Consider the following 21,077-nt stretch of genomic DNA (forward strand, 5'->3'; position numbering starts at 1 on the left):
ACACGCACGACGGGAATGATGGGACGGAAATATACATACATGCGTATTTGTTTGTAAACCGGTACAATTCAGCCACGTTTCACGCTCACTCGTACCCACCCATGGCCCGCAAGACCAAAGAGGACACCCAGGCGACCCGGGAAGGCATCCTGGACGCTGCCGAGACCTGCTTCCACGAGCACGGCGTCGCCCGCACCACGCTGGAGATGATCGGCGCGCGTGCCGGCTATACCCGCGGCGCGGTGTACTGGCATTTCAAGAACAAGGGCGAAGTGCTGGCGGCGATGGTCGAGCGCGTGCACCTGCCTTTCATGCAGGAGCTGGAGCGCACCTCCAGCGATCAGCGCGACACGCCGGTGCACGATCTGCGCGCCGTGATGATCCATTCCTTCATCGAGCTGTCCGAGGACGAGCGCCTGCGCAAGACCATGGAGATCATGCTGCGCAGTGATGCGTCGGCCGATACCAAGGTGCTGACCGAACTGCAGCAGGCCGGCTTCCGCGACGCACTGGACCGCATGGAGCGCGCCCTGCGCCGCGCCCAGGAACTGGGCCAGCTGCGCGATGGCGCCGACCCGAAGATCGCCGCGCGCATGCTGCATGCCACCGTACTGGGCGTGCTGCACGGCGCGATGGTCGAACCGGAGCTGATGGATCTCAAGCGCGACGGCATGCTGGCGCTGGACATGACGCTGGCTGCGTACGTAAAGGACGGCGTGTTCGTTCCGGGCTCGGTGCCCGAGCCGTTGCCGGCCGCGTGAGGGTCGCCGGGCATGGCCCGGCGCTACCGTGGTGGATCCACGCCCTGCGTGGATGCGAACGGACAAACAATAAGGCCGCCTTCCGGCGGCCTCATGCTTTGCAGAGTCGGCGTTACAGGATGTAGCGGCTCAGGTCCGGGTCCTGCACCAGCTCACCCAGATGGGTCTCGACGTAGGCGCGGTCGATGGCCAGGGTTTCACCATCGCGGTCCGGGGCTTCATAGCTGAGCGAATCCAGCAGGCGCTCCAGCACCGTGTGCAGGCGGCGCGCCCCGATGTTTTCCTGGCGCTCGTTCACCTGGAAGGCGATCTCGGCCAGGCGCTCGATGGCGTCGGTGGTGAAGCTGACCTTGACCCCTTCGGTGGCCAGCAGCGCTTCGTACTGCTTGGTCAGCGCGGCCTTCGGCTCGGTCAGGATGCGGACGAAATCGTCCTTGCTCAGCGCGCCCAGCTCCACCCGGATCGGGAAGCGGCCCTGCAGCTCCGGGATCAGGTCGCTGGGCTTGGCCAGGTGGAACGCGCCGGAGGCGATGAACAGGATGTGGTCGGTCTTGATCGTGCCGTACTTGGTGGACACATTGGAGCCCTCCACCAGCGGCAGCAGGTCGCGCTGCACGCCTTCGCGCGAGACATCGCCGCCGCCCACGTTGTCGCCGCGCTTGGCGACCTTGTCGATCTCGTCGATGAAGACGATGCCGTGCTGTTCGCAGGCTTCGATCGCGGCGGTGCGGATGTCGTCTTCGTTGACCAGCTTGCCGGCCTCTTCTTCCACCAGCAACGGGCGTGCGGCCTTGATCGTCAGCGTGCGCTTGTGTGCCTTGGCGCCGCCGCCGAGGTTGGCGAACATCGACTTCAGCTGCTGGCCCATTTCCTCCATGCCCGGCGGGGTCATGATGTCCATGCTGACGTTGGCGGTCAGGTCCAGTTCGATCTCGCGCTCGTCCAGTTCGCCATTGCGCAGCATCCTGCGGAACTTGATGCGGGTCTCGTTGTCCTGCGCCGACGGCTCGTTGCGCGCGGCTTCCGGATCGAAACCGATGCCACCACTGCGACGCGGCAGCAGTGCATCCAGGATGCGGTCTTCGGCGCGTTCCTCGGCCTGGGTGCGCACGCGCACCTTGGCCTGCTCGCGGTACAGCTTGACCGCGGTATCGGCCAGGTCGCGGATGATCTGCTCGACGTCCTTGCCGACGTAGCCGACTTCGGTGAAGCGGGTCGCTTCAACCTTCACGAACGGTGCGTTGGCCAGGGTGGCCAGGCGACGCGCGATCTCGGTCTTGCCGACGCCGGTCGGGCCGATCATCAGGATGTTCTTCGGCATCACTTCATTGCGCAGCTCGGGCACCAGCTGCATGCGGCGCCAGCGGTTGCGCAGCGCGATGGCCACGGCGCGCTTGGCGTCGTGCTGGCCGACGATGTGCCGGTCCAGTTCCTGCACGATCTCGCGCGGGGTCATGGTGGCGGAGGAAACTTCGATCTTCGACATGGGTGTGCTCACGAATGCGTTGTCTACGACGCCGAAACCGAACGGTCCCGGCCGGTAGCGCCGGGCCATGCCCGGCGAATCTGGAAGGGCGGTGACGGGTTTCCCGTCACAGCTCCTCGACCACCACGTTGCGGTTGGTATAGATGCAGATGTCGCCGGCGATGCCGATCGCTTCGCTGGCAATCGTGCGCGCATCCAGTTCGGTGTGCGCCATCAGCGCGCGCGCGGCGGACAGCGCATACGAACCACCGGAACCGATGGCGATGATGCCGTCCTCCGGCTCGATCACATCGCCGGTGCCGCTGATGATCAGCGAGGTTTCCTTGTCGGCCACCGCCAGCAGCGCTTCCAGCTTGCCCAGGCGGCGTTCGGTACGCCAATCCTTGGCCAGCTCGACGGCGGCACGCTGCAACTGGCCGTGCTTTTCCAGCTTGGCCTCGAACAGCTCGAACAGGGTGAAGGCATCGGCGGCGGCACCGGCAAAGCCGGCCAGCACCTGGCCGTCGCGGCCCAGGCGGCGCACCTTGCGCGCATTGCCCTTCATCACCGTGTGGCCCAGGGTGACCTGGCCATCGCCGGCGATCGCCACGTGCTCGCCGCGACGGACGCAGACGATGGTGGTGGCGTGGAAAACATTGGGATTCTGACTGGGGTCCATGCGGCCTCCGATAGCTGTTCACGGGAGATGGGGACAGCGGCCGGAGCGATCAAGCCTGCGTGGACGGCTGCCGTTCAGCGCTTGGCCGCGCCCCATGGGCAGGGCGGCGCCCTTCCATCGAGCGCATCGCAATGCGCGCGGACGCCACCGCCCGTCAGCGCTTGGCCTGGGATGGCCGGTCTGGATTCGGCTCGATACCCCAGGCGATATACCAGTCTTCACCCTGCGTCTCGATCGGGTGCTGGGTGCGCCCGGAGCCGTTGCCACAGGCCAGCGCGTCGGCGGCGCAATAGCGGTCGCAGCCCCAGCAGATGCGCTCGGGATGCCGGGGGTGCAGTGGAATGGGCTTCGCCATGGTGGCGGTTCCGTCGTGGCCTGCGGCCACGGTGCGCCCCTGTGCCCTGCTCCGCCATGATCCAGGTCAAGCCGCCGGGCCTGGCCCGGCACTACCCGGCCTTGCTGCGCCGCTTGGCGCGCGGGTGCGCGGCGTCGTAGACCTTGGCCAGGTGCTGGAAGTCCAGGTGGGTGTAGATCTGGGTGGTCGCGATGTCGGCGTGGCCCAGCAGTTCCTGCACACCGCGCAGGTCGCCGGAGGATTCCAGGATGTGGCTGGCGAAACTGTGCCGCAGCATGTGCGGGTGCACCTGCTTGAACAGGCCCTGGCGCTGCGCCAGCTGGCGGATGCGGACCTGCACCGCGCGCTGGCTGATCGGCCCGTTGCGGCCGGGAAACACCGGCGTGGCCGGGCCACCACCGCATTCACTGCGCCAGGCCAGCAGCGCCTCGCGCGCCGGCCGGCCGAACGGCACCCGGCGCTGACGGTTGCCCTTGCCCATCACGTTGACCAGGCCACTGGCGAAATCGAGGTCGCGCCAGGTCAGCGCGCACACCTCGCTCAGGCGCAGCCCGGAGGAATAGAACAGCTCCAGCAGCGCGCGGTCACGCCGTCCGAGCGCGCCGTCCGGCTCCAGCTCGACCAGTTGCACCGCCTCGTCAGCGTCGAGCACCTGCGGCAAGCGCCGCGGCGCACGCGGTGCCTTCAGTGTCGCCGCCGGGCTGACTTCGATGCGGCCATGCCGGAGCAGCCAGGCGTAGAAGCTGCGGCACGCCGACAGGCGGCGCTGCAGGCTCTTGGCCGACAATCCGCGGCGGTGCTCATCGGCCACGAACTGGCGCAGCGTTTCAGCGTCCAGCGCCTCCACCGCCACGCCGCGCGGTTCGACCCAGGTGGACAGCGCGTCCAGATCGCGGCGGTAGGCGTCCAGCGTGTGCGCCGACATCCGCCGCTCCACCTGCAGGTGCTGCAGGAAGGCCTGCACCGCGCTCATCGTCGTGCCTCTCAGCCCGGGAAGCGCTGCAGTGCCGCCACCAGCGCCTCGCCCATCATGCGCAGGAACAGGGTGCCCATCCCCGGGTAGAAGCGGTTCGGGTCATGGCTGCCGACCGCGATCAGGCCGATGCGCGGCAGCGGCAGCAGCGCGGTGGTCTGCACTTCCTCACTGCGCGTGCCATACAGCACGGCGTTCTTGTCGGCGTGCAGGCGTCCACAGATCGGCTCGCCATCCTTCAGGCAGTCACGGAACGGGGCCAGCTGCGCATCATCGGCGGCGAGCACCTGCAGCCACTCGGCCTGCTCCAGGCCGGCCACCGGGGTGTGCACGACCAGCCGCACCAGGTCACCGGCGAAATCTTCCTGCAGGGACGCGGCCATCGCACGCAGCGTGTCGGCAGCGTTGTCCTGCTTCATCAGTGCCAGCGTCAGCTGGTGGGTACGCACCGCCAACCGTTCGTTGACCTGGGCGGTGGCGCCCAGGTCGGCCAGGCGTCGCGCCAGCTCGCGGTTCTTCTCACGCAGCACCTCCAGCTGGTAGCTGGCCAGCGACGCGGTGGGACCGTCATCGCGCGGCACCACCAGGGTCAGGGCCAGGTCCGGGAACTGCTTGAGGAAGCCCGGATGACGCCGCAGCCACGCGGCCACTTCATGGGCACCGAGCTTGTCGACGGTCTCAGTCATGCGATCCACTCCCCTTCGAAGACGAATGCGGTCGGGCCGGCCATCACCACCGGCTGGCCATCGCCCGGCCACTGGATGCGCAGCTCGCCCCCGGGCAGGCTGATGCGCGCATCGCGCTGCAGGCGGCCGCGCTGCATCAGGGTGACGGCGGCGGCGCAGGCACCACTGCCGCAGGCCAGCGTTTCGCCGACACCACGCTCGAACACGCGCAGACGGGCGTGCTCGGGGCCCATCACCTGGGCGAAGCCCACGTTCACCGATTTCGGGAACGAGGCGTGCTGCTGCAGCAGGCCCCCCACCCGTTCCACCGGCGCGGCATCGATCAGGCCCACTTCGATGACCGCATGCGGGTTGCCCATCGACACGGCGGCGAAGCGCACGCTCTCGCCCTGCAGCGGCAGCAGGTATTCCTCGCGCGGGTGCGCGAACCCGACCAGCGGCACCTGCGCCGGTTCGAACGCCGGCACGCCCATCGCCACCGCGAACTGGCCGTCACCCAGCACGTCCACGGCATGGCTGGACAGCGGGCTGTCGATGACGAAACGCCCGCCCTGCGCGCTGCCCTCGCGCACCAGCCAGGCGGCGATGCAGCGCGCGCCGTTGCCACACTGCTCGGAGTTGGAACCGTCGGCGTTCCAGATGCGGTACGACGCCACCGAGCCTTCCGCACGCGGCGGCTCGATGGTCAGGATCTGGTCGCAGCCGACCCCGGTGTGGCGGTCGGCCAGGCGGGCGGCCAGCTGCGGGGTGGGCGGCGCGGTGCCGTCGCGCAGGTCGATCACTACGAAATCGTTGCCGGCGCCGTGCATCTTGCTGAAGCGCAGGCGGTTGGAACCGGCCTTACTCATTCCCGTCGTCCACCTTCTTGACCGGGTCCGGGACGGCGGCCGGATTGCCGGCATCGGTGTCCTGGGTGGCCGGCGGGGCCGCTTCGGGATCGGCGGCCGGCTCGACCGTTTCTTCCACCGGCACCGGCTTCTGCGGCAGCACCAGCGGACCCTTGTTGCCGCACGCGGCGAGGAACAGCAGCGAGGCCGCTGCCAGCGGAATCAGGATGACAGTTCGATGGGGGATCTTCATGCCCCGAGTATAGCCATTGGCAGCTGAGCGATTGGTGCACTCCACCGGGTTGTCGGCCAGCGGCTGGCACTACCGCAACCGCGCACCCCGCACATCCGCCGGTCATGGCCCGGCGCTACCGTAATCGGGCGCCACAGGTAGCGCCGGGCCATGCCCGGCGAACTCTCACGCGGGCGGCGGCAGCGGGCGGGTCCACAGCCAGATCGCCACCACGCTCATGCTGCCGATCGAGAACCACTTCACCCAGGCGATCGGCACGCACCACAGCATGATGCCGGCACACACGGCCATGGTGATCGTGGCCATCCACTTGCCATGGCGGCTGACCGCGCCGTGTGCCTGCCAGTTGGCGATGGCCGGGCCGAAGCGCGGGTGCTGCAGCAGCCAGTTGTGCAGGCGCTCGGAGCCGCGCGAGGCAGCCCAGGCCGAAATCAGGATGAATACGGTGGTCGGCAGCCCCGGCACGAAGATGCCGACGATGCCGGTGCCCAGGCTGACGTAGGCCAGCAACCACCAGGCCCAGCGCAGGCGCACCGGCCGGACCGGCGCGGGCGGGGCTTTGGCAGCAGGAGGATCGGGCTGGCTCATCGCACAAGGATACCCACAGCGGTGGCGGCGGCGATATCACCGCCGCCACCGTGCGTCATTCCGCCGCAGCGGCGCCGGCCGGGTCGTGGATGCCCAGCTGCTGCAGCACGAAGGCATACGACTCGGACAACTCGCGGTAGCGCTGGAAACGCCCCGACTTGCCACCGTGGCCCGCTTCCATGTTGGTGCGGAACAGGATCGGGTGAGGGCCGGTGTTGTCATCGCGCAGCCTGGCCACCCACTTGGCCGGCTCCCAGTACTGCACCTGCGAATCCCACAGGCCGGTACCCACGAACAGCGCCGGGTAGGCCTGCTTCTTTACGTTGTCGTAGGGCGAGTAGGACAGCATGTAGTCGTAGAACGGCTTCTGCTCCGGGTTGCCCCATTCGTCGTATTCGTTGGTGGTGAGCGGAATGGTCGGGTCGAGCATGGTGGTGACCACGTCGACGAACGGCACCTGCGCGACCAGCACGCGGTAGTCCTGCGGCGCCTGGTTGGCGATGGCGCCCATCAGCAGGCCGCCGGCGCTGCCACCGGAGGCGGCCACGCGATCCTTTGCCGCCCAACCCTGCGCGACCAGGCCGCGGGTGACATCGATGAAGTCGTTGAAGGTGTTCTGCTTGTGCAGCAGCTTGCCGGTCTCGTACCAGTCGCGGCCCATTTCCTGGCCGCCGCGGATGTGGGCGATGGCATATACCACGCCGCGGTCCAGCAGGCTCACTGCGGTCTGGTTGAAGTACGGATCCATCGACATGCCGTAGCTGCCATAGGCGTACTGGAACAGCGCGCCCTTGCCGTCCTTCCGGTAGCCCTTGCGGTAGACCAGTGACACCGGCACCTTCACCCCGTCGCGCGCGGTGATCCATACCCGGTCGGTTTCGTACTTCGAGACGTCATAGCCGATCACCGGCTGCTGCTTCAGCTGGCGGCGTTCGCCGCTGGCGGTGTTCAGCTCGTACACCGTGGTCGGCGTGGTCATCGAGGTGTAGACGTAGCGCAGCCAGGGGCTGTCGGCTTCGGTGTTGTCGCCCAGGCCCATCGAGTAGGCCGGCTCATCAGCCTTCACGTAATCGCTGCGGCCATCCTTGAACAGCAGGCGGATGCGCTCCAGGCCTTCGGAACGCTCGGCGATGGCGGTATAGGTGTCAAACAGCTCGAAGCCTTCGATGAACACCGCATCGTCGTGCGCGATCCAGTCCTGCCACTGCGCGCGCGAGGTGGCATCGGTCGGCGCGGTCACCAGCTTGAAGTTCTTCGCGCCATCATTGGTACGGATCACCCAGCGGCCGTCGTAATGGTCGGCGTCGTACTCCACGTCGCGCTGGCGCGGCGCCAGCACGGTGAAGGTGGTCGGATCGCTGGCCGGCGCGTAGCGCTCTTCGGACGACACGGTGCTGTGCACGCCGATGGTGATGAAGCGGTCATCGCGGGTGCGGCCGATGCCCATGTAGAAGCTGTCGTCCTGTTCTTCGTAGACCACCGTGTCGGCGCTGGCCGGGGTGCCCAGCACGTGCTTCTTCACGCGCACGGTCAGCAGGGTTTCCGGGTCGTTCTCCACGTACAGCACGGTGCGGTTGTCGTCGGCCCAGACCAGGTCGCCGGAGGTCCCGGTAATGACGTCCGGCAGCACCTGGCCGCTGCGCAGGTCCTTGAAACGGAGGGTGTACTGGCGCCGGCCCACATCGTCGTCGGCCCACGCCAGCAACTGGTTGTCCTGGCTCACTTCCATCGCGCCGACGCTGAAATAGCCCTTGCCGGCGGCCATCGCATTGACGTCCAGCAGGATCTCCTCCGGCGCTTCCATCGCGCCCTTGCGGCGGGCGTGGATGGGATAGTCCTGGCCGGTCTGGTAGCGGCTGTAGTACCAGTAGCCGCGCTCGCGCGCCGGCACGCTGGAATCGTCCTGCTTGATGCGGCCGACGATCTCCTGGTACAGCGTGTCCTCCAGCGGCTTCAGCGGTGCCAGCAGCTGGTCGGCATAGGCGTTCTCGGCCTGCAGATAGCCCAGCATGGCCGTGTCTTCGCGCTTGTCGTCGCGCAGCCAGTAATAGTCATCGTTGCGGGTCGCGCCGAAAGGCGCCTTGACCACGTGCGGGCGCTTCTCGACATCCGGCGGAACGGGCGGGGTGGCGGCAGTGGCGGTGCTGGTCATCAGGCTCGCAAGCAACAGGCAGAGGGTGGGCTTCATGAGATAAGGCTCCTTGAACAGCAATGCAATGGCGTCCTTGTTGCCGAGTCTGGGTCGTGCGGGCACGGCGGGCAACCCTGCAGCGGGTCACCCGCGGCACTGCCGGAGCACGCGGCGTACCATGGGCACATGAGTACCCTGCCCCACACGCCGGGCTACAGCCGGCGCAGCCATGAGATCGCCCCCTTCCACGTGATGTCCCTGCTGGCCCGCGCACAGGCGCTGGAACAGGCCGGCCATGACGTGATCCATCTGGAGATCGGTGAACCGGACTTCACCACCGCCGAACCGGTGGTGCGTGCCGGCCAGGCCGCGCTGGCCGCCGGCCACACCCGCTACACCGCCGCGCGCGGCCTGCCGGCGCTGCGCCAGGCGATCAGCGGCTTCTACCGCAGCCATTACCGGCTGGACATCGACCCCGAACGCATCCTGGTCACCCCGGGCGGCTCCGGTGCGCTGCTGCTGGCCAGCAGCCTGCTGGTCGATCCGGGCCGGCACTGGCTGCTGGCCGACCCCGGCTACCCCTGCAACCGCCACTTCCTGCGGCTGGTGGAAGGCGGCGCGCAGCTGGTGCCGGTCGGCCCGGACACCGCCTACCAGCTCACGCCATCGCTGGTGCAGCAACACTGGAATGCCGACAGTGTCGGCGCGCTGGCGGCGTCGCCGGCCAATCCCACCGGCACTGTGTTGTCGGCCGATGAGCTGGCCGCGTTGTCGGCCGCGCTGCGCGCACGCGGCGGCCACCTGGTGGTCGATGAGATCTACCACGGCCTGACCTACGGCCTGGATGCGGCCAGCGTGCTGCAGGTCGACGACAGTGCGTTCGTGCTGAACAGCTTCTCCAAGTATTTCGGCATGACCGGCTGGCGGCTGGGCTGGCTGGTCGCGCCGCCGGCGGCGGTTCCGGACCTGGAGAAGCTGGCGCAGAACCTGTACATCAGCGCCTCGAGCATCGCCCAGCACGCCGCACTGGCCTGCTTCAGCGAGGAATCGATGGCGATCTTCGAGCAGCGCCGCGAAGCGTTCCGGCAGCGCCGCGACTTCCTGCTGCCGGCGCTGCGCGAGCTCGGCTTCCGCATCGAAGTGGAGCCGCAGGGCGCGTTCTACCTGTATGCCGACGTCAGTGCGTTCACCGATGACGCGCAGGCGTTCTGCGCGCATTTCCTGGAAACCGAGCATGTAGCGTTCACCCCGGGCCTGGATTTCGGCTTCCACCGTGCCAACCAGCACGTGCGCCTGGCCTATACCCAGGAAGTGCCGAGGCTGCAGGAAGCGGTGCAGCGGATTGCGCGCGGGTTGAAACATTTCCGGTAGCGCCGGGCCGTGCCCGGCGAGCGCGCAGCGCGGCAAAGCAGCCGCCGGGCATGGCCCGGCGCTACCGATCAACGAATACCCAACGAAAAACGCCGCCCGAGGGCGGCGTTCTTCATTCCATCACTTACCGCCCAACCGCTCCCACAGGAAGCTGTAGGCCAGTGCGGACATGTGCGCGGCCTGCGCATTGTTGGCCGCGCCGCCGTGGCCGCCTTCGATGTTCTCGTAGTAGGTCACGTCCTTGCCGGCATCGATCATCTTCGCCGCCATCTTGCGCGCGTGGCCCGGGTGCACCCGGTCATCGCGGGTGGAGGTGGTGAACAGCACCGGCGGATAGGTCTTCTTCGCGTCGAACAGGTGGTACGGCGAGAAGGTCTTGATGAACTCCCAGTCGGCAGTGTCCGGATTGCCGTACTCGGCCATCCACGAGGCGCCGGCCAGCAGGTGGCTGTAGCGCTTCATGTCCAGCAGCGGCACCTGCACCACCACCGCACCGAACAGTTCCGGGTACTGGGTGAGCATGTTGCCGGTGAGCAGGCCACCGTTGCTGCCGCCCTGCACGCCCAGGTGCTTGGCGCTGGTGATCTTGCGGGTGACCAGATCCTGCGCGACGGCGGCCATGTCTTCATAGGCCTTGTGACGGTTCTGCTTCAGCGCCGCCTGGTGCCAGCGCGGGCCGTATTCGCCGCCGCCACGGATGTTGGCAACCACGTACACGCCGCCCTTCTCCAGCCAGGCGCGGCCCATGCCGCCGGAATAGGCCGGGGTCAGCGAGATCTCGAAACCACCGTAGCCGTACAGCAGGGTCGGGTTGGAACCGTCCAGCTTCATCGCCTTGTCGTGCACCACGAAGTACGGCACGCGGGTGCCGTCCTTGCTGGTGGCGAAGTGCTGTTCGATGACCTTGCCGTCAGCGTCGAAGAACGCCGGCATGGTCTTCAGCGTTTCCGGCGCCTTGCCGATCTCGGCCAGGGCCAGCGTGGTCGGGGTGAGGTAGTCGGTGGCGGTCAGCCACACCGCGTCGCTGTCGTTGCTGTCGACGGCACTGACCCCCAGGGTGCCAAACGCCGGTGCACCGACGAAATCGCTCTTCTGCCAGCCCTTCGCGCCCGGGGTCAGCACCGACAGGCGGTTCTTGACGTCGTCCAGCACGTTCAGCACCAGGTGGTTCCTGGTCCAGACCGCGCTGGCCAGCGACGTGGTCGGGGTCGGGGTGAACAGCACCTCGAACTCGCGCTTGCCGGCCAGGAAATCGTCGAGCCGGGTGGCCAGCAGCGAGCCGGACGCATAGGTCCTGCCGCCGACGGTCCACGGATCACGCAGTTCCAGGGTCAGCCACTGCTTGTGCAGGCTCTTCTCGGCCGAGTTCGGCGCGTCGATCCGGGTCAACCTGCCATCGTCGCCGCGCAGGTAGAGCTCGTTGTTGTAGAAGGCCAGCGTGCGGCTGACCAGGTTGCGCTCGAAGCCGGGGGTGTCATCGTGCAGGGCCGCGATGTACATGTCTTCCGGCTTGCCTTCGTACACCACGCTGGCCGAGGCCATCGGGGTGCCGCGCTTCCACAGCTTGGCCACCCGCGGGTAGCCGGAGGTGGTCATCGAGCCGGCACCGAAATCGGTGTAGACGAACACGGTGTCGCGGTCGATCCAGCTCAGGCCGCCCTTTGATTCGGGACGGAAGAAGCCGTCCTGGATCCAGCTCCGGGTGGACAGGTCGAACTCACGGGTGACGTCGGCGTCGGCGCCGCCGCGCGACAGCGCGATCAGGCAGCGGCTGTAGTCCGGGCGCAGGCATTCGGCGCCGTGCCAGACCCAGTTCTCGTTCTCGGCCTTGTTCAGCGCATCCAGGTCGAGCACGGTCTCCCACTGCGGCGAGGCCTTGCGGTACTCGGCCAGGGTGGTACGCCGCCACAGGCCACGCTCGTGCTGCTTGTCCTTCCAGAAGTTGTAGTAGTAGTCGCCGATCTTCTGCACGGCGGGAATCTTGGCGTCGGAATCGAGCACCTCGCGGATGCTGGCCTCCATCTGCTTGAACGCCGGGGTCTGCGCCAGGCGCGCCTCGGACTTCGCATTCTGCTGCTTGACCCACGACAGCGGCTTGTCGCCGGTGACGTCCTCCAGCCAGGCATAACGGTCGGCGTCTTCAGCCGCCACGGCGGTCCCCACCGAGGCAGCGGTCATCATGCCGGCCAGCAGGCAGGCGGAAGCGAATCGGGACATTTGGGCTCCAGGCAGTCATCAGCCGTGGAACGCTAGCATGGATCCCGCGGCCGGCCCCCGTGTCGAAGGTCAGGCTGCGGCTGCCCGCGCGCTGCGCGCGCGTGCCGGCCGACGGCGCTGCGCCTGCGCACCGCGGCCGCGCAGCCAGCGCAGTACCGCCGGCGAGGGCAGCGGGCACCGCAGCAACGCCCACCATGCCGCCAGCGGCATGCCGACCAGCCACAGCGGCAGCCAGCCCAGCCAGACGCTGCTGCCGCGCGCGGCCGGCCACACCAGCACCACGGCCAGTCCGGCCAGTGCCAGCTGCGGTACCGCCCGCTGCAGGCGCGGATCGCTGCGTTCATCGACACGTTCAGCTGGCAGGCGGCGGTGGCTACGTGGGCGCATGGGAATTCTCCGTGGACGATGCGCGCCAGCGTGGCGGCAACGCTTCTCACAGGCTGCGACACCATTGACGGATGGCGTGCACACAGTGACCATGCGCGGGCAAGCCCACTGGAGCCCGCTCCCGCATGACCTCGATCCGCCCGTTCTGCGCTGTGTTGCTGGCCCTGTCGCTGGGCGGCCCCGCCCTGGCTGCCAGCGACCCACCGGCGCCCCGCGCCGCTGCGTCCGAAGGCCGCGAATGGGGCGGCCCCATCGACCTGCAGCGCTTCATGGGCACCTGGTACGTGATCGGTCGCGTGCCGAACTTCATCGAACGGGGGCACGTCACCAGCGTCAACCAGTACACGCTGCGCGATGACAACAAGGTGTCCATCACCTATCGCTACCGCGACGGCTTCGGCGAACCGCTGCAGGAAGTCCGTGCCCGTGCCAGCGTCGACCCGGACAGCGGCAACCACAGCTGGCGCACCTGGTTCTACCGCGTGGTGCCGACCCATTCGCGCGTGCTGGAAGTGGCGCCGGATTATTCGTGGGCGCTGATCGGCTATCCGGGCCGCGAGATGGCCTGGATCTTCGCGCGCCAGCCGGACATGGACAAGGCGCTGTACAAGGAGCTGGCCGAGCGCCTGCGCGACGAGTACGGCGTGAACACCGACAAGCTCAAGCGTGTACCGCAGCGCCCCGAGCAGGTGGGCAAGCTGGGCTACGAAGTACCGAACGTACGCTGAGGCGCCGCCGCCGGGCATGGCCCGGCGCTCCCCGCAACAGACAGACGATTCCGGTAGCGCCGGGCCATGCCCGGCGAACGCAGCCGTTACTTTCGGCTGTAATGCGCGACCAGGCGGTCGCCGAGCATCTGCAGCAGCTGTACCAGCACCAGCAGCACCACCACGGTGACCAGCGCCACGTCGGTGCGGTTGCGCTGGTAGCCTTCGCGCAGTGCCAGGTCACCCAGGCCCCCGGAACCGATCGCGCCGCCCATGGCGGTGAAGCCCACCAGCGCCACGGTGGTGACCGTCGCTGCTGCGATCAGGCCCGGGCGGGCCTCGGGCAGCAGCACCCGGCTGACCAGCTGCCACGTCGTGGCCCCCATCGACTGCGCGGCCTCGACCACGCCACGGTCCACCTCACGCAGGGCGGTCTCGACCAGGCGCGCGTAGAACGGCGCCGCACCGATCACCAGGGCAGGCAGGGTACCGAGCACGCCGATCGACTGGCCCATCAGCCACAGCGAGACCGGAATCAGCACCACCATCAGGATGATGAACGGCACCGAGCGCAGCAGGTTCACCACCAGCGCCAGCACGCCGTAGGCCAGCGGCCGGCGCTTCAGTTGCGGCGCACCGAACACATAGAGCAGCACGCCCATCGGCAATCCGATGGCCAGGGTCAGCGGCAACGAACCGGCCATCATCAACAGCGTCTCGACGGTCGCCTTGCCGATATCCACCCACTTGTCGCCATCGAGATGGCGGAAAAATCCTTCAGCGGTGGCGAAGATCATCGGCGCAGTTCCTCAACGTGCACGCCGGCCGCCACGAAGGCGGCCTGCGCGGCCGTGTGGTCGCCGCCCACCAGGGCGACCACCAGCTGGCCATAGGGGGTGTCCTTGATCCGGTCGATGCGGCCGGACAGGATGTTGTAGTCGACTCCAGTCTGGCGCGCGACGCTGCCCAGCAGGGGTTCGTAGGTGTCGCCACCGAGGAAGGTCAGGCGCACGATGCGGCCGCCCACGGCATCGAAATCGCGGTGCAGCGCGCCTTCGTCCACATGCTCGGACTCGCTGACGAAACGGCGCGTGGTGGGGTGCTGCGGGTGCAGGAACACCTGCGTGACCGGGCCGGTTTCGACCAGCTGGCCGGCGTCGAGCACGGCCACGCGGTCGCACACGCGGCGGATCACATCCATTTCGTGGGTGATCAGCACGATGGTCAGGCCCAGCTCGCGGTTGATCTTCGACAGCAGCGCCAGCACCGAGGCGGTGGTCTGCGGATCCAGCGCGCTGGTGGCCTCGTCGCAGAGCAGGATCTGCGGCCGGGTGGCCAGCGCACGGGCGATGCCGACGCGCTGCTTCTGGCCACCGGACAGCTGTGCCGGGTACTTCTGCGCGTGCGCCTCCAGGCCCACGGTCTGCAGCAGTTCGGCAACGCGTGCGTCGATCTCCGCCTTCGGCGTGCCGGCCAGCTCCAGCGGGAACGCGACATTGCCGGCCACCGTGCGCGAGGACAGCAGGTTGAAGTGCTGGAAGATCATGCCGATGCGCCGGCGCAGCGCGCGCAGGCCGTCGGCGTCCAGCGCCGTCACATCCTCGCCCGCGATCAGCAGGCGGCCACCGCTGGGTTCCTCCAGCCGGTTGATCATGCGGATCAGCGTCGATTTGCCCGCACCGGAATGACCGATGATGCCGAACACCTCACCGGCCTCGATGGTCAGGTCCAGCGGCTGCAGCGCGCTGACCGCGCGGCCGGCAACGGCATAGGATTTGTGCAGGCGCTGGAACTCGATCACGGGAGCGGCTCACCGGGCGGGCGATGGAAAGGGGCGTGCAGCCTACCAGCGCCGGCGCCTGCGCGCCCGCGCCATGGGCCAGAATGTTATTCCTTTTGGTTCTAAGGCGCCCGCGCCGGTCGTGACGCGCAGGCCGGCCACGGCGCTACGGGTGGTCCAGCGGCTTCGGCGGTTCCTGCCGGTTCACCCGCTCACGGTGCAGCAGGTACAGCCCGGACGCCACGATGATGGCCGCGCCGGTCCAGGTGTACGCGTCGGGCAACTGGCCCCAGAACGCCAGATCCCAGCCGATCACCCAGACCAGGCCGCTGTACTCCAGGGGCGCGATCATCGATGCCTCGCCCAGCTGGAACGCCCGGGTCAGCGCGATCTGGCCCAGTGCCCCGGCCAGGCCCATGCCCGCGATCAGCGGCGCGTGGGCCAGCTGCAGCGGCACCCAGCCGGGCAGTGCCAGCAGGCCGGCACCGATGGCCATGATCACCAGGAACCAGACCACCATCGACTGCGAGGTATCGGTGCGGGTCAGCAGGCTGACCGTGATCGCGGCGATGGCGTAGGCAGTGGCAGCGGCCAGCACCATCAGCCCCGGCACCGAGATGAAGCCGTCCACGCCCGGGCGCAGCACCACCAGTACGCCGACCAGGCCGATACCGATGGCGATCCAGCGCCGCGGGCCGACCCGCTCACCCAGCAGCGGCACCGACAGCGCAGCGATCAGCAGCGGGGCGACGAAATAGATGGTGTACGCCGTGGACAGCGGCAGGTCGCGCAGGGCGAAGACAAAGCAGCCGATCATCGCCATGCCCAGCCCGCCGCGCAGCAGATGCAGGCCCCAGCGGCGCGGGATCAGCGAGCGCGGACCGGCACTGGCCAGCACCCAGACCAGCACGAAAGGCAGCGACGCGGCACCGCGCAGGAAGGTGACTTCCAGCGAGGGGTAGCTGGCCGACAGCTGCTTCATGCCGGCATCCATCAGCGAGAAGCAGGCGACCGCGGCGACCATCCAGGCCACGGCGCGCGAAGGGGAGCGTTGCACATTCATGGCCCATTATCACCGACAGCGTCGGATCATGGGTCCTCGGGCAGGGCCGCGCCGCGCAGACGCGGGCAGGCGCACCCACGCGATAGAATGGCGGTCACTGAATTCTGTGGAGCCTCGCCCATGCCTTCCTTCGACGTCGTGTCCGAAGTCGACACCCACGAGCTGACCAACGCCATCGACCAGGCCAACCGCGAACTGAGCACCCGCTTCGATTTCAAGGGCGTGGACGCCAAGTTCGAGCGGGATGGCGATGTCATCAACCAGACTGCCCCCACCGAGTTCCAGCTCAAGCAGATGAACGACATCCTGCGCGCGCGCCTGGCCGCCCGTGGCATCGATGTGCTCAGCCTGGAGTTCGGCGACATCGAGACCAACCTGGCCCAGGCCCGGCAGAAGATCACCGTCAAGCAGGGCATCGAGCAGAAGATCGCCAAGAAGATCGCTGCGGCGCTGAAGGATGCCAAGCTGAAGGTGGAAAGCCAGATCAACGGCGACAAGCTGCGCGTGCAGGGCAAGAAGCGCGACGATCTGCAGGACGCGATCGCGGTGCTGAAGGCCGGCAAGTTCGACCTGCCGCTGCAGTTCAACAACTTCCGCGACTGAGGGGGCCGCCGGGCATTGCCCGGCGCCACCGCCACCACGGCGGGTTGCCGGCGAGGCGCCTACAATGGCGGCCCTGCCAGCCGATGCGCCCGCCATGACCGACACCTCCCTGCCTGCCGACGACCCGATTGCTGCCACCCGCCTGTGGCTGGAGCGCATTGTGATCGGCCTGAACCTGTGCCCGTTCGCCAAGGCGGTGTACGTGAAGGACCAGGTCCGCATCGTGCTCAGCGATGCCACCACCCCCGAGGCGCTGGTGGAAGAGCTGGCCGAAGAACTGGTGCTGCTGCGCGATACGCCGGCCGAGCAGATCGACACCACGTTGATCGTGCACCCGCACGTGCTGACCGATTTCCTCGACTACAACGATTTCCTCGACAACGCCGACGCGGCGATCGAGGCGTTGGACCTGCAGGGCATCCTGCAGGTGGCCAGCTTCCATCCGGACTACCAGTTCGATGGCGTGGCCGCCGACGATGCCAGCAACTACACCAACCGCGCGCCCTTCCCCACCCTGCACCTGCTGCGCGAAGACAGCGTCGCGCGCGCGGTGGACGTCTACCCGGACCCGGACGTGATCGTCGAGCGCAACATCCAGACGCTCGACCGCATTGGCGTGGACGGCTGGCACCGTCGCCTGCGCGGCGACGACCTGTCATGACCGCGGTGCCGCCGATTGCCCTGTGGCCGGCTGCGCCGCTGCACGACAGGGTGGTGCTGGTCACCGGCGGTGCCAACGGCATCGGCCGCGGCATCGCCCAGGCGGTGCTGGGGGCCGGCGGCCGCGTGCTGATCGGCGATCTGGATGTGGAGGCGGGCCAGGCCTGCCTGGCCGAATGGCAGCGCGGTGATGATGCCGCGTTCCAGCGGCTGGACATCACCGATGAAGCCAGCGTGCGCGCCTTCATCGCCGTAGCGCTGCAGCGGTTCGGCCGTATCGATGGCCTAGTCAACAACGCGGGCATCGCCGGGCCGCACGGGACGTTGCTGCAGGACATGGACTGGAACGAGTGGCAGCGCCGCCTGTCGTCGCTGCACGGTGCCTTCCTGTGCAGCAAGCACGCACTGCCGGCGCTGACGGGCAGTGCTGCCGGGGCGATCATCAACATCGCCTCGACCCGCGCCTGGCAGTCCGAAGCGCACAGCGAGGCCTACGCCGCCGCCAAGGGCGGCCTGGTGGCCTTCACCCATGCACTGGCAATCAGTGCGGGACCCGCGGTGCGGGTCAACAGCATCAGCCCCGGATGGATCAGCACCGATGCCTGGCAGGCGCCGTCGCGCCGGCACGTGCCGCAGCATTCGGCCACCGACCATGCCCAGCATCCGGTTGGCCGCGTCGGCCAACCCGAGGACATCGGCGCACTGGCGGTGTACCTGCTGTCCTCGTTGTCCGGCTTCACCACCGGGCAGGACTTCATTGTCGACGGCGGCATGACCCGGAAGATGATCTACGCCGAATGACCGCTGTGCGGTAGCGCCGGGCCATGCCCGGCGGATCTTCTCGCCGCACCGCGCTGCGCGCTCGCCGGGCATGGCCCGGCGCTACCGGGATACGCCGCCTCTTTTGCTTTTACGCCATGCCCGAATGCCGCAGCAGCGCATCGATCTGCGGCGCACGGCCGCGGAACGCCTGGAAATTCTCGGCGGCGCCGCGGCTGCCGCCGCGCGACAGGATCTCATCGCGGAAACGTGCACCCGTTTCCGCCAGCGCCTGCGGCGCTTCCTCGAACGCGGCATAGGCATCGGCGCTCAGCACCTCGGCCCACTTGTAGCTGTAATAGCCGGCCGCGTAGCCGCCGGCGAAGATGTGGCTGAACTGGTGCGGGAAGCGGTTCCAGCTGGGCGGATGGTTCACGGCCACTTCCGCACGCACGCGCTCCAGCAACGCCAGCACGCTCTCCTGCGCCGGCGCGAACTGGCTGTGCAGCAGCATGTCGAACAGGCCGAATTCCAGCTGGCGTACGGTCGCCATGCCGCTGTGGAAGTTGCGCGCGGCCAGCATGCGCTCGTACAGCGCGCGCGGCAGCGGCTCGCCGCTTTCCACATGCGCGGTCATGCCCTGCACGTGCTCCCATTCCCAGCAGAAGTTCTCCATGAACTGGCTGGGCAGCTCCACCGCATCCCACTCCACGCCATTGATGCCGGCCACACCCAGTTCGCCGATGCGGGTCAGCAGCTGATGCAGGCCATGGCCCATTTCGTGGAACAGGGTGGTCACTTCGTTGTGGCTGAAGGTGGCGGGCTTGCCGCTGGCACCCCGGCCGAAGTTGCACACCAGGTACACCAGCGGCGTCTGCACGCTGCCGTCGGCGCGCTCGCGGCGGTTGCGGCAGTCATCCATCCACGCGCCGCCACGCTTGCCCTCGCGGGCGTACAGGTCAAGGTAGAACTGGCCGACCAACGCGCCCTGCGCATCCACCAGCCGGAAGAAACGCACGTCCTCATGCCAGACCGGCGCACTGTCTTCCTGCACGTGCAGGCCGTACAGCTGCCCGATCACCGAAAACAGGCCGCCGAGTACCTTCGGTTCGGTGAAATACTGCTTCACTTCCTGCTCGGAATAGCTGTAGCGCGACTGCTTCAGGCGGTCGGCGGCGAATGCCAGATCCCAGGCCTGCAGGGTGTCGATACCGAGATGCTCGCGAGCGAACTGCTCCAGCTCGGCGCGGTCCCTGGCCGCGAACGGCTTGGCGCGTGCAGCCAGGTCACGCAGGAAGCCCAGCACTTCGGCCGGGTCCCGGGCCATCTTGGTGGCCACCGAGTAGTCGCCGTAGGAGTCAAAGCCGAGCAGTGCCGCCAGTTCAGCGCGCAGCGCCAGGATGCGATCGATGTTGCCGCCGTTGTCCAGCGCGTCGTCGCCGAACTCGGACGCGCGCTGCGCGCTGGCGCGATACAGGATCTCGCGCAGGTCGCGGTCTTCGCCCCAGGTCTGCACCGGCAGGTAGCACGGCATCTGCAGCGTCAGCTTCCAGCCCGGCGAACCGTCCTTCTCCGCCGCCGCACGGGCGGCCGCCTTGACGTCGGCGGGGACGCCGGCCAGGCGGCTTTCATCCTCGACGATCAGCGACCAGGCATCGGTGGCGTCGAGCACATTCTGCGAGAACTTCGCCGACAGCGCCGACAGTTCTTCCTTGATCGCGGCAAAGCGCTGTTGCGCCTCCGCGGCCAGCTCGGCACCGCCCAGGCGGAAATCGCGCAGGGTGTTGTCCAGCACCTTGCGCCGCGCCGGGTCGAAGCCGGCCGCCTCCGGGCCGGCGGCCAGCGCCTGGTACTGGCGGTACAGCGCCAGGTTCTGGCCCAGCGCGCTGGCGAAGCGGGTCACCCGCGGCAGGTTGCTGTTGTACGCCTCGCGCAGTTCCGGGGTGTTCACCACGGCCTGCAGGTGGCCGACCAGGCCCCAGGCCCGCCACAGACGCTCGGTGGCATCGTCCAGCGGGGTCACAAAGGTCTGCCAGGTGACCGGCTGCACCTGCTCGGCCGCGCTCACCGCGGCCTCGGCCTCGGCCAGCAGCACGTCCAGCGCCGGTGCCACGTGCTCGGGGCGGATCGCCTCGAAGCGCGGCAGGCCGGAAAAATCGAGCAGGGGGTTGGCATCGGTCACGGCGGGTCTCCAGAGTTACGGGCCCGGCAGCGCGGGCAGCCCCTTGGATATGGCGCTGGCGGCGGGCACAGACAAGGGGGCCTGACCGGTGGATCCCGGTCGGGCGTCGCGGGCGCGTTGCACGCGCGCCGGCATTCACGTCGGGCTTACAGTCCCGCCCCGAAGCTTTGGCTGCGGGGGAGTCCGCAGCGGCAGGCACGAACGAGGCCCCACATGGAAGGTCTGGCTCCAGCTCCAACCGCCGTATCACCACTTTCGCTGGCACTGTCGGCAAGCCCGGGCGAACTGGCCTGGATCGCCGCACTGTGCGATGCCGGCGACGATGCCCCGCGCCACCTGCAGCAGTTGCAGGCGCTGCAGCAGCAGGGCGGACGATTCAGCGACGAGCAGGAGTGGTATCCGTTCGAGGTGATCGAACGGGGCGCCACCCGCCTGCATCTGGGCCACGAACGCGAGTTCGTGATCTGCGTGCTGCTGTGGCTGCAGGCCCTGGCCCAGGGCCGCGCCAGCATCCTGGACCCGCGCCTGCACCAGGACGACCGTGCGGTGGACATCGAAGCATTGCCCGATGCCCTGCGCGATACGGTGTTGGATGCGTTCATCGCGGCCGGGTATTGAGCAGGGGGGGGA

The 21,077-nt window shown here is 68.2% G+C and carries 22 protein-coding genes; 7 read left to right on the top strand and 15 right to left on the bottom strand.

The window, feature by feature from the left end; all coding sequences use genetic code 11:
• Positions 1-101: 101 nt before the first annotated feature.
• Positions 102-761 carry an efflux transporter SmeDEF transcriptional repressor SmeT gene (gene smeT, locus Q5Z10_RS18465; protein ID WP_303636809.1) on the top strand — a complete coding sequence of 220 codons (660 nt, stop codon included), beginning with the start codon at positions 102-104 and terminating at the stop codon, positions 759-761.
• A gap of 112 nt (positions 762-873) precedes the next feature.
• Here the strand turns inward: smeT and hslU are convergent, their stop codons facing one another.
• The 9 genes from hslU to Q5Z10_RS18510 form a co-directional block, all read right to left on the bottom strand.
• Positions 874-2,247 (bottom strand): ATP-dependent protease ATPase subunit HslU, encoded by a 1,374-nt coding sequence (hslU, locus tag Q5Z10_RS18470; protein WP_303636810.1) that lies wholly within the window; start codon positions 2,245-2,247, stop codon positions 874-876.
• Between the two features lie 106 nt (positions 2,248-2,353).
• A complete protein-coding gene (hslV, locus tag Q5Z10_RS18475; RefSeq protein ID WP_005411093.1) occupies positions 2,354-2,905 on the bottom strand; it encodes an ATP-dependent protease subunit HslV in 552 nt (183 codons plus the stop codon).
• Between the two features lie 154 nt (positions 2,906-3,059).
• Complete coding sequence (locus Q5Z10_RS18480; protein WP_010481389.1) at positions 3,060-3,260, bottom strand: DUF3079 domain-containing protein; 201 nt, start codon at positions 3,258-3,260, stop codon at positions 3,060-3,062.
• Between the two features lie 91 nt (positions 3,261-3,351).
• On the bottom strand, positions 3,352-4,233 hold the full coding sequence (gene xerC / locus Q5Z10_RS18485) for a tyrosine recombinase XerC (RefSeq protein ID WP_303636811.1): 882 nt from the start codon (positions 4,231-4,233) through the stop codon (positions 3,352-3,354).
• An 11-nt stretch (positions 4,234-4,244) separates the two neighbouring features.
• Positions 4,245-4,919, bottom strand: coding sequence for a DUF484 family protein (locus tag Q5Z10_RS18490; RefSeq protein WP_303636812.1), 675 nt, complete (start codon positions 4,917-4,919; stop codon positions 4,245-4,247).
• A complete protein-coding gene (gene dapF / locus Q5Z10_RS18495; RefSeq protein ID WP_303636813.1) occupies positions 4,916-5,767 on the bottom strand; it encodes a diaminopimelate epimerase in 852 nt (283 codons plus the stop codon). The genes Q5Z10_RS18490 and dapF overlap by 4 nt, the downstream gene beginning before the upstream one ends.
• Entirely contained in the window at positions 5,760-5,999 is a 240-nt protein-coding gene (lptM, locus tag Q5Z10_RS18500; protein ID WP_303636814.1) for an LPS translocon maturation chaperone LptM, read from the bottom strand. Before lptM ends, dapF begins: the two co-directional genes overlap by 8 nt.
• Before the next feature lie 165 nt (positions 6,000-6,164).
• A complete protein-coding gene (locus Q5Z10_RS18505; RefSeq protein WP_303636815.1) occupies positions 6,165-6,587 on the bottom strand; it encodes a YbaN family protein in 423 nt (140 codons plus the stop codon).
• Between the two features lie 55 nt (positions 6,588-6,642).
• On the bottom strand, positions 6,643-8,775 hold the full coding sequence (locus Q5Z10_RS18510) for a S9 family peptidase (RefSeq protein ID WP_303636816.1): 2,133 nt from the start codon (positions 8,773-8,775) through the stop codon (positions 6,643-6,645).
• Positions 8,776-8,904: 129 nt separating this feature from the next.
• Between Q5Z10_RS18510 and Q5Z10_RS18515 the strand changes: the two genes are divergently transcribed.
• Positions 8,905-10,089 carry a pyridoxal phosphate-dependent aminotransferase gene (locus Q5Z10_RS18515; RefSeq protein ID WP_303636817.1) on the top strand — a complete coding sequence of 395 codons (1,185 nt, stop codon included), beginning with the start codon at positions 8,905-8,907 and terminating at the stop codon, positions 10,087-10,089.
• A gap of 120 nt (positions 10,090-10,209) precedes the next feature.
• Here Q5Z10_RS18515 and Q5Z10_RS18520 read toward each other — a convergent pair whose 3' ends face one another.
• Together Q5Z10_RS18520 and Q5Z10_RS18525 are read right to left on the bottom strand one after the other, a co-directional pair.
• Positions 10,210-12,306: a prolyl oligopeptidase family serine peptidase gene (locus tag Q5Z10_RS18520; RefSeq protein ID WP_303636818.1), complete on the bottom strand. Its 2,097-nt coding sequence runs from the start codon at positions 12,304-12,306 to the stop codon at positions 10,210-10,212.
• 69 nt (positions 12,307-12,375) lie between these two features.
• A complete protein-coding gene (locus tag Q5Z10_RS18525; RefSeq protein ID WP_303636819.1) occupies positions 12,376-12,693 on the bottom strand; it encodes a hypothetical protein in 318 nt (105 codons plus the stop codon).
• Between the two features lie 125 nt (positions 12,694-12,818).
• On the opposite strand from Q5Z10_RS18525, the gene Q5Z10_RS18530 reads away from it, so the two are divergent.
• Complete coding sequence (locus Q5Z10_RS18530; protein WP_303636820.1) at positions 12,819-13,421, top strand: lipocalin family protein; 603 nt, start codon at positions 12,819-12,821, stop codon at positions 13,419-13,421.
• A gap of 86 nt (positions 13,422-13,507) precedes the next feature.
• Here Q5Z10_RS18530 and Q5Z10_RS18535 read toward each other — a convergent pair whose 3' ends face one another.
• The 3 genes from Q5Z10_RS18535 to Q5Z10_RS18545 all read right to left on the bottom strand — a co-directional run bounded on the left by Q5Z10_RS18535 (position 13,508) and on the right by Q5Z10_RS18545 (position 16,243).
• On the bottom strand, positions 13,508-14,197 hold the full coding sequence (locus Q5Z10_RS18535; protein WP_303636821.1) for a methionine ABC transporter permease: 690 nt from the start codon (positions 14,195-14,197) through the stop codon (positions 13,508-13,510).
• Positions 14,194-15,201 (bottom strand): methionine ABC transporter ATP-binding protein, encoded by a 1,008-nt coding sequence (locus Q5Z10_RS18540; protein WP_303636822.1) that lies wholly within the window; start codon positions 15,199-15,201, stop codon positions 14,194-14,196. The genes Q5Z10_RS18535 and Q5Z10_RS18540 overlap by 4 nt, the downstream gene beginning before the upstream one ends.
• A gap of 145 nt (positions 15,202-15,346) precedes the next feature.
• Positions 15,347-16,243 (bottom strand): DMT family transporter, encoded by an 897-nt coding sequence (locus Q5Z10_RS18545; RefSeq protein WP_303636823.1) that lies wholly within the window; start codon positions 16,241-16,243, stop codon positions 15,347-15,349.
• A 120-nt stretch (positions 16,244-16,363) separates the two neighbouring features.
• On the opposite strand from Q5Z10_RS18545, the gene Q5Z10_RS18550 reads away from it, so the two are divergent.
• From Q5Z10_RS18550 to Q5Z10_RS18560, 3 genes are all read left to right on the top strand, one after another.
• Entirely contained in the window at positions 16,364-16,846 is a 483-nt protein-coding gene (locus tag Q5Z10_RS18550) for a YajQ family cyclic di-GMP-binding protein (RefSeq protein WP_303636824.1), read from the top strand.
• Positions 16,847-16,940: 94 nt separating this feature from the next.
• On the top strand, positions 16,941-17,507 hold the full coding sequence (locus Q5Z10_RS18555; RefSeq protein WP_303636825.1) for a DUF1415 domain-containing protein: 567 nt from the start codon (positions 16,941-16,943) through the stop codon (positions 17,505-17,507).
• A complete protein-coding gene (locus Q5Z10_RS18560; protein ID WP_303636826.1) occupies positions 17,504-18,307 on the top strand; it encodes an SDR family oxidoreductase in 804 nt (267 codons plus the stop codon). Before Q5Z10_RS18555 ends, Q5Z10_RS18560 begins: the two co-directional genes overlap by 4 nt.
• Positions 18,308-18,416: 109 nt before the next feature.
• Here the strand turns inward: Q5Z10_RS18560 and Q5Z10_RS18565 are convergent, their stop codons facing one another.
• Positions 18,417-20,447: a M3 family metallopeptidase gene (locus Q5Z10_RS18565; RefSeq protein ID WP_303636827.1), complete on the bottom strand. Its 2,031-nt coding sequence runs from the start codon at positions 20,445-20,447 to the stop codon at positions 18,417-18,419.
• Positions 20,448-20,660: 213 nt separating this feature from the next.
• Here Q5Z10_RS18565 and Q5Z10_RS18570 point away from each other — a divergent pair, with 213 nt between their 5' ends.
• Positions 20,661-21,065, top strand: coding sequence for a hypothetical protein (locus tag Q5Z10_RS18570; protein WP_303636828.1), 405 nt, complete (start codon positions 20,661-20,663; stop codon positions 21,063-21,065).
• Positions 21,066-21,077 lie beyond the last annotated feature (12 nt).

Source organism: Stenotrophomonas sp. 704A1, from assembly GCF_030549525.1.
Taxonomy (GTDB): domain Bacteria; phylum Pseudomonadota; class Gammaproteobacteria; order Xanthomonadales; family Xanthomonadaceae; genus Stenotrophomonas; species Stenotrophomonas tuberculopleuritidis.

What these genes read in the sequence shown, in the direction of transcription:
- smeT (WP_303636809.1), top strand. Translation starts at nt 102, where the DNA reads ATGGCCCGCAAGACCAAAGAGGACACCCAGGCGACCCGGGAAGGCATC.
- hslU (WP_303636810.1), bottom strand. Translation starts at nt 2,247, where the DNA reads ATGTCGAAGATCGAAGTTTCCTCCGCCACCATGACCCCGCGCGAGATC.
- hslV (WP_005411093.1), bottom strand. Translation starts at nt 2,905, where the DNA reads ATGGACCCCAGTCAGAATCCCAATGTTTTCCACGCCACCACCATCGTC.
- Q5Z10_RS18480 (WP_010481389.1), bottom strand. Translation starts at nt 3,260, where the DNA reads ATGGCGAAGCCCATTCCACTGCACCCCCGGCATCCCGAGCGCATCTGC.
- xerC (WP_303636811.1), bottom strand. Translation starts at nt 4,233, where the DNA reads ATGAGCGCGGTGCAGGCCTTCCTGCAGCACCTGCAGGTGGAGCGGCGG.
- Q5Z10_RS18490 (WP_303636812.1), bottom strand. Translation starts at nt 4,919, where the DNA reads ATGACTGAGACCGTCGACAAGCTCGGTGCCCATGAAGTGGCCGCGTGG.
- dapF (WP_303636813.1), bottom strand. Translation starts at nt 5,767, where the DNA reads ATGAGTAAGGCCGGTTCCAACCGCCTGCGCTTCAGCAAGATGCACGGC.
- lptM (WP_303636814.1), bottom strand. Translation starts at nt 5,999, where the DNA reads ATGAAGATCCCCCATCGAACTGTCATCCTGATTCCGCTGGCAGCGGCC.
- Q5Z10_RS18505 (WP_303636815.1), bottom strand. Translation starts at nt 6,587, where the DNA reads ATGAGCCAGCCCGATCCTCCTGCTGCCAAAGCCCCGCCCGCGCCGGTC.
- Q5Z10_RS18510 (WP_303636816.1), bottom strand. Translation starts at nt 8,775, where the DNA reads ATGAAGCCCACCCTCTGCCTGTTGCTTGCGAGCCTGATGACCAGCACC.
- Q5Z10_RS18515 (WP_303636817.1), top strand. Translation starts at nt 8,905, where the DNA reads ATGAGTACCCTGCCCCACACGCCGGGCTACAGCCGGCGCAGCCATGAG.
- Q5Z10_RS18520 (WP_303636818.1), bottom strand. Translation starts at nt 12,306, where the DNA reads ATGTCCCGATTCGCTTCCGCCTGCCTGCTGGCCGGCATGATGACCGCT.
- Q5Z10_RS18525 (WP_303636819.1), bottom strand. Translation starts at nt 12,693, where the DNA reads ATGCGCCCACGTAGCCACCGCCGCCTGCCAGCTGAACGTGTCGATGAA.
- Q5Z10_RS18530 (WP_303636820.1), top strand. Translation starts at nt 12,819, where the DNA reads ATGACCTCGATCCGCCCGTTCTGCGCTGTGTTGCTGGCCCTGTCGCTG.
- Q5Z10_RS18535 (WP_303636821.1), bottom strand. Translation starts at nt 14,197, where the DNA reads ATGATCTTCGCCACCGCTGAAGGATTTTTCCGCCATCTCGATGGCGAC.
- Q5Z10_RS18545 (WP_303636823.1), bottom strand. Translation starts at nt 16,243, where the DNA reads ATGAATGTGCAACGCTCCCCTTCGCGCGCCGTGGCCTGGATGGTCGCC.
- Q5Z10_RS18550 (WP_303636824.1), top strand. Translation starts at nt 16,364, where the DNA reads ATGCCTTCCTTCGACGTCGTGTCCGAAGTCGACACCCACGAGCTGACC.
- Q5Z10_RS18555 (WP_303636825.1), top strand. Translation starts at nt 16,941, where the DNA reads ATGACCGACACCTCCCTGCCTGCCGACGACCCGATTGCTGCCACCCGC.
- Q5Z10_RS18560 (WP_303636826.1), top strand. Translation starts at nt 17,504, where the DNA reads ATGACCGCGGTGCCGCCGATTGCCCTGTGGCCGGCTGCGCCGCTGCAC.
- Q5Z10_RS18570 (WP_303636828.1), top strand. Translation starts at nt 20,661, where the DNA reads ATGGAAGGTCTGGCTCCAGCTCCAACCGCCGTATCACCACTTTCGCTG.